The following is an 11,118-nucleotide window of genomic DNA, read 5'->3' on the forward strand; positions in this document are numbered from 1 at the left end:
GGATCCGCGACCCTGGGCGGATGCAGCGCTCCGAGACCGTCGACCGCGCCCGCGCGCTGTGGGACGGCGGCCGGCGGCGGGACGCGATCGTCGAGCTGCGGACGCGCGTGCGGGAGGAGCCCGGCGACGCGGTAGCCCGACTGCTCCTCGCGTCCTGGTACCGCGAGGTGCGCGCGCCCGATCAGGCCGGACGCTGGGGGATCGCGCTCCCGGGCTGGACCACCGCGCGCGAGCGCGAGCTGCTGGCGCGCCTGATCGCGTCGTCCGGCGTGCCGGACGACCGCCTCGGGCGCTTCCTCGCGCTCCCCGCGGGCGAGCGGCCCGCGGAGCTCGACGAGGTCATGGCGATCGTGGACGGCCTGCGCGCGCCCGACGGCTGGCGCGGCGCGAAGCCGCTGCGACCGTGCGACCTGCGCAGCCGGATCGCGCACGCCGTCCACGTGCTCGGCTGGCTGCTGCTCGCCGGCGCCCTCCTGACGTCCGGGCTCGTGGCGCTGACCGGCGACGACGCCACGTCCCCCGCGCGCGGCGGCGTCGCGGTGGGGCTCGTCCTGCTCGCCGTGGCCGCGGTCGTGGAGGGCACGCGGGCTCGCCGGGGCTGGTGGTGGATCGGCCCGTCGGCGGTGCTGCTCGCCGTGGCCCTGATGGCGGCCGCCGTGGCGCTCGCGCGCCTGGCCGTGTGACCGCCGCCTAGGGTCGACACGTGATCCCCGCCCCCGCCGTCGTGCACGTCGCGGTGGTGCGGGTGGCCGAGAGCGCCGACCGCGCGGCCCGCACCGCCGCCGGCCGCGACGCGCTGCGGACGCTCGCGGCGGGGATGGTGGGAGCGGATCCCGCCGACGTGACGGTCCGCGCGCGCTGCGCGACATGCGGCGGCGCGCACGGCCGGCCGGTGCTCGGCGGATCCCGCGCGCTCGACGGCCTGCACGCGAGCGTCGCGCACGCGGGCGGCCTCGTCGTCGTCGCGGTCAGCGCCGACGGCCCGATCGGCATCGACGCCGAGCCGCGCGACCGCGAGGCGCCGCCCGGCATGACCCTCGGCGAGTGGGTGCGGATCGAGGCGGTGCTGAAGGCCGACGGGCGCGGTCTGCTCGTCGATCCGTCGCTGGTCCGCGTCGAGGGCGACGCGTCCGGGATGACCGCGTGGATCGATGTCGAGCCCGCGCGCTACCGGCTGGTCGACGTGGACCTCGGAAGCGACCTCGTCGTCTCGGTCGCCCGGCGCGGCCCCGGCGAGCTGGCGGTCCGCATCGACCGCCCAGCCGGATCCGACGTCTGACCCCTCAGCGCCGCCGCACGCGCGGCAGCGCCGGCAGCGGCGCGTCCGCGAGCCACGCGCGCAGCAGCGCACCCGCGTCGCCGGCCGCGCCCACGAGGTCGGCCGTGGTGCGCGGCGCCGTCCACGTCGGATCCGTCCAGCGCAGCAGCAGCGCCCGCCACGCCTGGTCGCCGAGCGTCAGCCGCAGCGCGTGCACCGCGAGGGCGCCGCGCTTGTAGACGACGTCGTCGAACATCGCCTCGGGCCCGGGGTCGCCGATGCCCATCTGCGTGCCGTAGCGGTCGAGGCGCGCGTGGTGCTGGCGCGCGAGCTGGTCCGCGGTCGGGCCCCCGGACTCCTCCGACCACAGCCACTCGGCGTAGCAGGCGAAGCCCTCGTTGAGCCAGATGTGCTGCCACGACGCGAGGCCGACGGAGTTGCCGAACCACTGGTGCGCGAGCTCGTGGGCGACGAGCCGCTCGGATCCGCCCGTGCCGTCCGCGTGGTTCGCGCCGAGCACCGCCATCGCCTGCGCCTCGAGCGGGATCTCCAGGTCGTCGTCCGTCACCACGACCCGGTACTCGTCGAACGGGTACGGCCCGAACAGCGTCTCGAAGAACGCCATCATGCGCGGCACGAGCGCGAGGTCCTGCAGCACGCGGGCCTCGCGCGGCTTCGGGTACGCGAAGACGGCCTGGGTGGATCCGGCGGGCACGCGCTTCTCGGAGTACCGGCCGATCTGCACGGTCGCGAGGTACGGCGCGGTGGGCGCGTCCTGCTCGTAGGTCCAGGTGGCGCGGCCGGAGCGCTCGATCCGGGAGACGAGCCGGCCGCTCGCGATCACGGAGTAGTCGACCTCGCACGCGACGCGGATCCGGAAGGCGGCCCGGTCGTCCGGCCGGTCGTTGCAGGGGAACCAGGTGGATGCGCCGCTCGGCTGCGACGCGACGAGCACGCCGTCGCCGAGCTCCTCCCAGCCGAGCTCGCCCCAGACGGTGCGGCGGGGGCCCGGCTCGCCGGAGTACGCGACGTCGACCGTGAAGGCGGTGCCCGCCGGGATCGGGGCGGCGGGCGTGACGACGAGGCGTCCGCCGCGCTGCACGTGCCGGGTCTCGCGACGGCCGTCGACGCGCACGTCGCCCGCGCGGAGTCCCGTGAGGTCGAGCTCGAAGCGGGGGAGCGGCTCGCGGGCGACGGCGGTGATGACGGCGCGCGCCTTGAGCCGGTTGCGCGCCACGCGGTAGTCGAGGTCGAGGTCGTAGCGCTCCACCTGGAAGGCCGTGGATCCGACCTCGGGGGTGTACGCGTCGCCGGAGGACGGACCTGCCGCGGCCCTCACCGGTGCCCGGCGGTCGCGTGCGCGGCGTCGGAGTCGGCGTCGGTGTGGCCGTCGGCCGGTGCGGTCCCGGTGGCGCTCGCGGATCCCGCGGCTGCGTCCGCGGGCAGGTAGCGGCCCGTCTTCACCTCGCGCCACGGGCCGATCGGGTTGCCGCTCCAGCGGCTGGCCTCGGGCACGAGCTCCCCGCGCATCACGAGGCTCGCGGGGCCCACGGTGGCCTGCGGGCCGATGCGCGCCGCGGGGAGGATGACGCTGTGCGGCCCGAGGGTCGCACCCGCGTCGAGGGTGACGGTGTCCATGCTCATGATCCGATCATGGAACAGATGCGTCTGCACGACACACCCGCGGTTGACCGTCGACGCATCCCCGAGCGTCACGAGGTCGGCCTCGGGCAGCCAGTGCGAGTCGCACCACACGCCGGATCCGATGCGCGCGCCGAGGCTCCGCAGCCACCACACGAGCGCGGGCGTTCCGGCGGCGGACGACGCGAACCAGGGCGCGGCGACCATCTCGGTGAACACGTCCGACACCTCGCTGCGCCACACGAACGACGACCACAGCGGGTGCTCCTCCGCACGGATGCGGCCGATGAGGATCCACTTGGCTGCCGTCGAGACGCCCGCCGCCACCGCGCCGGCCACGAGCAGCACCACCCCGCCGAGCAGGAACGCGACGAACGGGCCCCATGCCTCGGTCAGTGCGGCGAGCGTCACGAGGACGGCCAGGCCGATGGCGCAGGTGACGAAGACGGGCACGACGCGCAGCAGCTCCCACAGGATCCGGGCGACGCGAAGCCGGGTCGGCGGCCGGAACGTGCGCGAGTCGTCCGCCGCGGCGACCGTGCGCCGGAGCCGGACGGGCGGGGAGCCGAGCCAGGAGGATCCGGCCTTCGACTTCGTGGGCGCCGCCGAGAGCACCGCCACGAGGCCGTCCTTCGGCACCTTGTGACCGGGCCCGGCCATGCCCGAGTTGCCGAGGAAGGCGCGCTGGCCGATCTCGGCGCGGGCGACGCGCATCCACCCGCCGCCGAGCTCGTAGCCGGCCACGAGGGTGTCGTCGGCGAGGAAGGCGCCGTCGCGGATGGTGGTCATGGCGGGGATGAGGAGCACGGTCGACGCCTCGACGTCCTTGCCCACGCGGGCGCCGAGGAGGCGGAGCCACACGGGCGTGAAGAGGCCCGCGTAGAGCGGGAAGAGCACGGTGCGCGCGAGGTCGAGCAGGCGCTCGGTGGTCCACAGCTGCCAGCCCACGCGGCTCCGCACGGCGTGGATGCCCTCGGTGACGCCGAGGCCGAGGAGGCGCACGGATCCGACGACGAGGAGCGCGAGCACGAGGCCGGTCATCAGCACGGCGGGCACGAGCGCGCCGAGGCCGCGCCACCACACGTCGCCGAGGTCGGCGGCCCCGTGGATGGCGGCGGCGAGGATCCCGCCGCCCGCCGCGAACGCCGCCACCGGCACGAGCGCCGTCGCGACGGAGGCGGCGCCGTAGGCCGCGACCCAGCGCGTGTTGCGCGGCGGCCGGTGGTCGGGCCACCAGACGCGCGCCTTGCCCTCGCGCGCGGCGGGGGATCCGGCCCAGCGCTGGCCCGCGGGCACGCGGCCGAAGACGGCCGAGCCCGGCGCGATCTCCGCGCCCTTGCCGATGCGGGTGCCCGGCAGCAGCGTCGAGCGCGTGCCGACGGTGGATCCCGCGCCGATGCGGACCGCGCCGACGCGCACGGTGTCGCCGTCGATCCAGTACCCGGAGAGGTCGACCTCGGGCTCGACGGACGCGCCCCGGCCGATGCGGAGCATGCCCGTGACCGGCGGCAGCGTGTGCAGGTCGACGTCGTCGGCGATGCGCGCGCCGAGCGCGCGCGCGTAGTACGTGATCCACGGCGCGCCCGCGAGCCCGACCGCGCCGATCTGCTGCGCGATCTGCTCGGCCAGCCAGAGCCGCAGGTGCCAGCGGCCGCCGCGCGGGTGGTCGCCCGGCTCGAGCCCGCGGAGGAGCAGGCGCGCGGCCGCCGCGGAGATCGCCATGCGGCCGAACGGCGTCGCGAAGAGGAGGAGGCCCGGGATCAGCAGCCACCACGGGACGTCGGGCAGCGCGTCGAAGCCGCCGAGCGGGCGCAGCAGCGCGCTCGCGGTGAGGAGGAGCGCGAGCCAGCGGAGGCTCTGCAGGGCGAGGAGCGGCGCGCCGAGGAGCGTCTGGATCCACTGCGTGCGGCGCGGAGTCGGCGTCACGTCCACGCGCGGCCCGCTGCGCTCCGACCGCGGCGCGCGCCCGGCGATGGCGGCGTGCATCGCCCCGAGGCGCGGGTGCGCGTAGACGTCGGCCACCGTGAACTCGGGGTCGATGGTGCGTATCCGCGCCACGAGCTGCGCGGCCGACAGGGATCCGCCGCCCAGGTCGAAGAAGTTGGCGTCGGCGCTCGCGACGGGCGTGCCGAGCGCGGCCGACCACATCTCGGCGAGCGGGCGCAGCTCGGCGTCGAGGTCGCCGGCGTCGTCGCCCGCGGCGCCCGGGAGCGGCCAGGGGAGCGCGGCCCGGTCGACCTTGCCGGAGGTGCGCGTGGGCAGCGACTCGACCACGCCGATGAGCGGCACGAGCGCGGCGGGCAGCGCGACGCGGAGGCGCTGCACGGCGTCCTCGCGGGAGAAGGCGGCGGGATCCCGGGGCACGAGGTAGCCGACGAGCACCTGGTTGCCCGCGCCCGTGGTCTGCACCGCGACGGCCGCGCCCTGCACGTCGTCGAGCCCCTGCAGCGCCGCCTCGATCTCGCCCAGCTCGATGCGCCGCCCGCCGACCTTCACCTGGTCGTCGGCGCGGCCCTGGAAGACGAGGCCCTCCGCCTCGAAGCGCACGAGGTCGCCCGAGCGGTAGGCGCGGTCCCAGCCGAGCGCGGGGAACGGGGCGTACTTCTCGGCGTCCTTGGCGGGATCCAGGTAGCGGGCCAGCCCGACGCCGCCGATGATCAGCTCGCCCACGCCGCCCTCGGGGACGCGCGCGCCGTCGGGGTCGACGACCGCGAGGTCCCACCCGTCGAGCGGCAGGCCGATGCGCACGGGGCCGGGGCCACCGAGAGGGGCGGCGCACGCGACGACCGTCGCCTCGGTGGGGCCGTACGTGTTCCAGACCTCGCGCCCGTCGGTCGCGAGGCGCTGGCCGAGCTCGGGCGGGCAGGCCTCGCCGCCGAAGATGAGCAGGCGCACGTTCTCGAGCGACTCCGCGGGCCACAGCGCCGCGAGCGTCGGCACGGTGGACACGATCGTCACGCCGTGCGTGGTGAGCCAGGGCCCGAGGTCCATGCCGCTGCGGACGAGGCTGCGCGGCGCGGGCACGAGGCACGCGCCGTGGCGCCAGGCGAGCCACATCTCCTCGCAGCTGGCGTCGAACGCGACCGAGAGGCCGGCGAGCACGCGGTCGCCCGGGCCGATCGGCTCCTCCCGGAGGAAGAGGCGCGCCTCCGCGTCGACGAAGGCCGCGGCCGAGCGGTGCGAGACCGCGACGCCCTTGGGGGTGCCGGTGGATCCCGAGGTGAAGATGATCCACGCGTCGTCCTCGGGCGCGGGCGGCGCGACGAGGGGGAGCGCGGAGGTGGAGGCGTGCGCGGTGGTGGCGGGGAGGATCCGGAGCGCGGCGGCGGCGGCGTCGGCGGCGGTCTCCGCGGCGCCGGCCGCCCGCGGCGTGAACTCGCCCGTGCCGGTCACGACGCCCGCGACGCGCGCCTCGCCGAAGACGAGCCGAGCGCGCTCCTCGGGGTCGTCGGCGTCCACCGGCACGTACGCGGCGCCGGCCGCGAGCACGCCGAGCACGGTGACGTAGAGGTCGCGGGATCCCGACGGCATGCGGATCCCGACCCGGTCGCCCCTCCCGACGCCCGCCTCCCGCAGCGACGCGGCCACCTGCACCACGCGCGCCATGAGCTCCCGGTAGCTGAGCGCGCCGTCTGCGTCCTGGATCGCGGAGGCGTCGGGGTGCGCGGCGACCGTGGCCCGGAGCACGTCGACGAGCGTGCGAGGACGCGTGACGGCGTCGGCCCGATCGAGCACGCGCTGGGCGTCGTCGGCGTGGGCCTCGGTGGTGCCGGTGGGCCCGGCGGGAGCGCTCGCGGGATGGGGGTCGTCGTGCGGCGTCGCCGCCTCCGGGGAGGACTCGGGCATGTGGTCTCCGTTCGGATCGTGCGGCGTGTGCACTGTCGGGCCTCCGGGTGAACGGGAGGTGGATTCGCGGCGACCCGGCGTCGCCGCCCCGCCCGCCGCACCCTGCGGATCCGTCATCCGGCCGCGAGCGCCTCGTCCACCAGGCGCCGCGCCTCCCCGTCGGCGACGCCGAGCCGTCCCGCGAGCCGCGCGTATGCGACGGCGGCCGCCCGCAGCGGAGCGGGCACGTCGTCCTGCGCGGCGACGAACGACCCGGCGCGTCCGCGCGTCTCGATCACGCCGTCGGCCTCGAGCTCCTTGTACGCGCGGGCCACCGTGTTGACGGCGACGCCCGTCTGCTCGGCGAGCGCCCGCACGGTCGGCAGCCGCGCGCCGATCGGCAGCTCGCCCTCGGACGCCCGGCGCGCGACCTCCGCGCGGAGCTGCTCGAAGGGCGGGGTGCCCGAGCCCGGGTCGATGCGGTAGCCGGGCGCGGGATCCATGCGCTGAGGCTAGCGAGGCGGCGATGGCCGGCGGGCGCGACATGCACGTCGGCGCACGCCGCCACGCCCGCGGCGCGGCAGGATGGGAGGGCGGCGCACCGGCCGCCGACGGGAGGATCCGCATGTCCGAGCTCGAGCTGATCACGATGTGGTCGCGCGCCCGCAAGCAGATGATCGCGAGCCAGCTGGGCCCGATCTTCCTGCTCACGTCCACGGTGGTCCTGCTCCGCACGGGCCTCGCCGACGCCGACCTCGGCACGCGCCTCGCGGCCGCGCTGATCCTCCTCGCCACGGGCGCGCTCGGATCCGCCGTGCAGTTCTCCGTCAACTCGCAGGCCATCGCGATCGCCCGCGACCTCCGCGACGCCGGCGCGACCTCGCACGCGGCCCGCACGGTCATCGCCGCCGAGGGCCTCACGAACCTGATCCGCTACGCGATCCCGGCCCTCTTCGTCGTCATCTACGTCGTGATCCTGGTGGCGCTCTTCTCCTGATCCGGCGGCGCCCCGGCGCTACTCGAGCGTCCGGTTCACCAGCCGCGACAGCACGATCGCGCTGCGCGTGTGGTCGACGTTCGGGGCGAGGCGCACCTTCTCGAGGGCGTCCTCGAGGCTCGGGATGTCGCGGGAGCGGATCCGCACGATGGCGTCAGCGTCGCCCGTGACGGTGCCCGCGTCGACGACCTCGGGGACGCCCTGGAGGATCCGGCGCAGCTCGTCGGGCGCCACCGTCCCGCGGCAGAACAGCTCCACGTAGGCCTCGGTGCTGAGGCCGTCGACGGCGGGGTCGACCTGGATCGTGAAGCCGCGGATCACACCGTCGGCCACCAGCCGGTCGACGCGCCGCTTCACCGCGCTGGCCGAGAGGCCGACGGTGCCGCCGATGTCGCCGTAGCCGGCGCGTCCGTTCTGGCGGAGGAGGTCGATGATCCGGTGGTCCAGGTTGTCCATGCCCCGAGCCTATGGCGGGATCCTGCGCCGGATGCGGGTCTCACGCGCGGAATCCGCGTGGAGACCGGGTGAACGGGCGTGATCCGCGTGCCAGGCTGTCCGGAAGGCGTCCCCTCGGGGCTCTGGGACATCGTCCGCCTCCACGACCGCGCCGCGAGGCGCGCCGCACGAAGCAGGAGCACCATGCCCTCCACCCTCTCCCGATCCGCGGACACGTCCGCCGGCCGCACGCCCGTCGCGAAGCGCGTGCTCATGTGCCGGCCCGACCACTTCGACGTGGTCTACAAGATCAACCCGTGGATGGATCCCGCCGTCCCGACCGACACCTCCCTCGCGGTGCGCCAGTGGCAGACCCTGTACGACGCCTACGTGGGCCTCGGCTTCCAGGTCGAGCTCATCGACGGGATCGCGGGCCTGCCGGACATGGTCTACGCGGCGAACGGCGGTTTCACGCTCGACGGCATCGCGTACGGCGCCGCGTTCCAATACCCCGAGCGCCAGCCCGAGGGCCCGGCCTACATGGACTGGTTCCGCGAGGCGGGCTTCGACGTGCGCGTGCCCGAGCAGGTCAACGAGGGCGAGGGCGACATCCTCCTCGTCGGCGACACGATCCTCGCGGGCACCGGCTTCCGCAGCGACAGCACGAGCCACGCCGAGGTGGCCCGGATCTTCGACCGCGAGGTCGTGACCCTGCGCCTCGTGAACCCGTCGTTCTACCACCTGGACACCGCGATCGCGGTGCTCGACGACACGAACATCGCCTACCTGCCGAGCGCCTTCGACGCCGCGAGCCTCGACGAGATCGAGCGCCGCTACCCGGACGCGATCGAGGTCAGCGAGCAGGACGCGTCGATCCTCGGCCTCAACTCCTACAGCGACGGCTACAACGTGGTCATCGCCGAGAAGGCGGTGGGCTTCGAGGCGTCGCTGCGGGAGCGCGGCTACGAGCCGATCGGCGTCGACCTGTCCGAGCTGCTGCTCGGCGGCGGCGGCGTGAAGTGCTGCACGCTCGAGCTGCGCCGGTGAACGACCGGGCATCGACCGACGAGACAGCGACCGACGAGACGAAGGGCACCACCATGACCGACACCATCGACCGCCCGGCCGCATCCGAGGCCGGCGCCCTCGCGATCCACGCCGAGGAGGCGCACGCCGCGCACAACTACCACCCGCTGCCCGTCGTCGTGGCGTCCGGTCAGGGCGCGTGGGTCACCGACCTCGACGGCCGGCGCCTGCTCGACTGCCTCGCCGCGTACTCGGCCGTGAACTTCGGGCACTCGCACCCGGAGCTCGTGCGGGTCGCGACCGAGCAGCTCGGACGGATCACGCTCACGAGCCGCGCCTTCCACAACGACAAGCTGGGCCCGTTCGTCACGGCGCTCGCCGAGCTCGCGGGCAAGGACATGGTCCTGCCGATGAACACGGGCGCGGAGGCCGTGGAGTCCGGGATCAAGGTCGCGCGCGCCTGGGGCTACCGCGTGAAGGGCGTGGCCGCTGGCCGCGCGAAGATCATCGTCATGGCCGGGAACTTCCACGGCCGCACCACCACCATCGTCAGCTTCAGCGACGACGAGGAGGCGCGCGCCGACTTCGGGCCGTTCACGCCCGGCTTCGTGACGGTGCCGTACGGCGACGCCGCGGCGCTCGAGGCCGCGATCGACGCGGACACGGTCGCCGTGCTGGTCGAGCCGATCCAGGGCGAGGCCGGCATCGTCGTGCCGCCCGCGGGCTACCTCGCCGACGTGCGCCGGATCTGCACGCGCGAGCGGGTGCTGATGATCGCGGACGAGATCCAGTCCGGCCTCGGCCGCACGGGCGCGACCTTCGAGTGCGACAACTCCGACGTCGTTCCCGACCTGTACCTCCTCGGCAAGGCGCTCGGCGGCGGCATCGTGCCCGTCTCCGCTGTCGTCGGCGACGCGGACGTGCTGGGTGTCATCCAGCCGGGGCAGCACGGATCCACGTTCGGCGGCAACCCGCTCGCCGCGGCCGTGGGCCACGCGGTGGTCGACATGCTCGCGACGGGCGAGCCGCAGGAGCGCGCGCGTCGCCTCGGCGCCGTCCTGCACGCGCGGCTCGCGGATCTGGTGGGCCACGGCGTGCTGGAGGTGCGCGGCCGCGGACTCTGGGCCGGCATCGACATCGACCCCGCGCTCGCCACGGGCCGTGCGGTCTGCGAGCGGCTCGCCGAGCGCGGCGTGCTCGCCAAGGACACGCACGGCTCGACGATCCGGCTCGCGCCGCCCATCGTGGTGGAGGAGGAGGACCTCGTCTGGGCCGTCGGCCAGCTCGCCGAGGTGCTCGCGGAGCTCGGGGCGCGCTGACCCGTCGCCCGCGCGACTCCGGCAGGCGGGCCGGGCGATGGGGAGAGCGGGCGCCCGCGCGGAGCGTCCGCCGCTACGGTTCACCGCCGTCGCGCCCGCGACGGGACCCCCTCCCAGAAGGCCGACCATGCTGCCGACCACTCCCTCCGCCCTGTCCGCCCGCGCCCCGCGCCGCCGCATGAGGATGCTCGCGTGCGCGCTGGCCCTCGCCGGCGTGGTCAGCGTCCTGCCCCTCGCCGCGCAGTCCGCGACCGCCTCTCCGGAGCGCGCGCCGCACACGCGCCCCTGGAACGGCGTGGACGTCTACGTCTCGGGAACCATCCTCCACGGCATGGGGGTCCGCACCTTCTCGCACGGGCACACGTACTGCGTCCCGCTCGAGGACGGGTGGAACGCCATCCCGATCGAGGCGCCGGCGGGTGGGCGGTCCGGGGCCGAGCTCGGCGCATCGGTCTCCTGCACCGACTTCGGCGGTACGGGCACGTACTCCTTCCAGGCGCGGCCGGGCGAGCACTGGCACGTCTCGGGCGATGCCCCGCGCTGCGTCACCTACCGCGGGGGCCCCGCCGGGCAGTGCACGCCCTTCCGGGACCGCTAGCCGTCGAGTCCGACCCCGT

General features: G+C 75.5%; 10 protein-coding genes. 6 read left to right on the forward strand and 4 right to left on the reverse strand.

Annotation, left to right across the window (positions count from 1 at the left end; all coding sequences use genetic code 11):
• The first annotated feature begins 20 nt into the window (after positions 1-20).
• Positions 21-683 carry a hypothetical protein gene (locus ITJ40_RS02825; protein ID WP_228511746.1) on the forward strand — a complete coding sequence of 221 codons (663 nt, stop codon included), beginning with the start codon at positions 21-23 and terminating at the stop codon, positions 681-683.
• A 20-nt stretch (positions 684-703) separates the two neighbouring features.
• Positions 704-1,279 carry a 4'-phosphopantetheinyl transferase superfamily protein gene (locus tag ITJ40_RS02830; protein WP_194665647.1) on the forward strand — a complete coding sequence of 192 codons (576 nt, stop codon included), beginning with the start codon at positions 704-706 and terminating at the stop codon, positions 1,277-1,279.
• Positions 1,280-1,283: 4 nt separating this feature from the next.
• Here ITJ40_RS02830 and ITJ40_RS02835 read toward each other — a convergent pair whose 3' ends face one another.
• The 3 genes from ITJ40_RS02835 to ITJ40_RS02845 form a co-directional block, all read right to left on the reverse strand.
• Positions 1,284-2,597, reverse strand: coding sequence for a M1 family metallopeptidase (locus tag ITJ40_RS02835; protein ID WP_194665648.1), 1,314 nt, complete (start codon positions 2,595-2,597; stop codon positions 1,284-1,286).
• Positions 2,594-6,745 (reverse strand): Pls/PosA family non-ribosomal peptide synthetase, encoded by a 4,152-nt coding sequence (locus ITJ40_RS02840; protein ID WP_228511748.1) that lies wholly within the window; start codon positions 6,743-6,745, stop codon positions 2,594-2,596. The genes ITJ40_RS02835 and ITJ40_RS02840 overlap by 4 nt, the downstream gene beginning before the upstream one ends.
• Positions 6,746-6,858: 113 nt before the next feature.
• The gene (locus ITJ40_RS02845) at positions 6,859-7,227 is read right to left on the reverse strand and encodes a GntR family transcriptional regulator (RefSeq protein ID WP_194665650.1); all 369 of its coding nucleotides are present in this window, start codon (positions 7,225-7,227) and stop codon (positions 6,859-6,861) included.
• Positions 7,228-7,349: 122 nt separating this feature from the next.
• Between ITJ40_RS02845 and ITJ40_RS02850 the strand changes: the two genes are divergently transcribed.
• A complete protein-coding gene (locus ITJ40_RS02850) occupies positions 7,350-7,721 on the forward strand; it encodes a hypothetical protein (RefSeq protein WP_194665651.1) in 372 nt (123 codons plus the stop codon).
• 18 nt (positions 7,722-7,739) lie between these two features.
• Here ITJ40_RS02850 and ITJ40_RS02855 read toward each other — a convergent pair whose 3' ends face one another.
• Positions 7,740-8,177 (reverse strand): Lrp/AsnC family transcriptional regulator, encoded by a 438-nt coding sequence (locus tag ITJ40_RS02855; RefSeq protein WP_011931848.1) that lies wholly within the window; start codon positions 8,175-8,177, stop codon positions 7,740-7,742.
• Between the two features lie 183 nt (positions 8,178-8,360).
• Here ITJ40_RS02855 and ddaH point away from each other — a divergent pair, with 183 nt between their 5' ends.
• The 3 genes from ddaH to ITJ40_RS02870 all read left to right on the forward strand — a co-directional run bounded on the left by ddaH (position 8,361) and on the right by ITJ40_RS02870 (position 11,099).
• Positions 8,361-9,203, forward strand: coding sequence for a dimethylargininase (gene ddaH, locus ITJ40_RS02860; RefSeq protein ID WP_194665652.1), 843 nt, complete (start codon positions 8,361-8,363; stop codon positions 9,201-9,203).
• Positions 9,204-9,256: 53 nt separating this feature from the next.
• Positions 9,257-10,501, forward strand: a complete 1,245-nt coding sequence (gene rocD / locus ITJ40_RS02865; RefSeq protein WP_228511750.1) for an ornithine--oxo-acid transaminase — start codon at positions 9,257-9,259, stop codon at positions 10,499-10,501.
• Positions 10,502-10,628: 127 nt separating this feature from the next.
• Entirely contained in the window at positions 10,629-11,099 is a 471-nt protein-coding gene (locus tag ITJ40_RS02870) for a hypothetical protein (protein WP_194665653.1), read from the forward strand.
• Positions 11,100-11,118 lie beyond the last annotated feature (19 nt).

This window comes from Clavibacter sp. VKM Ac-2872 (assembly GCF_015351105.1).
In the GTDB taxonomy this organism is placed as follows: domain Bacteria; phylum Actinomycetota; class Actinomycetes; order Actinomycetales; family Microbacteriaceae; genus Clavibacter.

What these genes read in the sequence shown, in the direction of transcription:
- ITJ40_RS02825 (WP_228511746.1), top strand. Translation starts at nt 21, where the DNA reads ATGCAGCGCTCCGAGACCGTCGACCGCGCCCGCGCGCTGTGGGACGGC.
- ITJ40_RS02840 (WP_228511748.1), bottom strand. Translation starts at nt 6,745, where the DNA reads ATGCCCGAGTCCTCCCCGGAGGCGGCGACGCCGCACGACGACCCCCAT.
- ITJ40_RS02845 (WP_194665650.1), bottom strand. Translation starts at nt 7,227, where the DNA reads ATGGATCCCGCGCCCGGCTACCGCATCGACCCGGGCTCGGGCACCCCG.
- ITJ40_RS02850 (WP_194665651.1), top strand. Translation starts at nt 7,350, where the DNA reads ATGTCCGAGCTCGAGCTGATCACGATGTGGTCGCGCGCCCGCAAGCAG.
- ITJ40_RS02855 (WP_011931848.1), bottom strand. Translation starts at nt 8,177, where the DNA reads ATGGACAACCTGGACCACCGGATCATCGACCTCCTCCGCCAGAACGGA.
- ddaH (WP_194665652.1), top strand. Translation starts at nt 8,361, where the DNA reads ATGCCCTCCACCCTCTCCCGATCCGCGGACACGTCCGCCGGCCGCACG.
- rocD (WP_228511750.1), top strand. Translation starts at nt 9,257, where the DNA reads ATGACCGACACCATCGACCGCCCGGCCGCATCCGAGGCCGGCGCCCTC.
- ITJ40_RS02870 (WP_194665653.1), top strand. Translation starts at nt 10,629, where the DNA reads ATGCTGCCGACCACTCCCTCCGCCCTGTCCGCCCGCGCCCCGCGCCGC.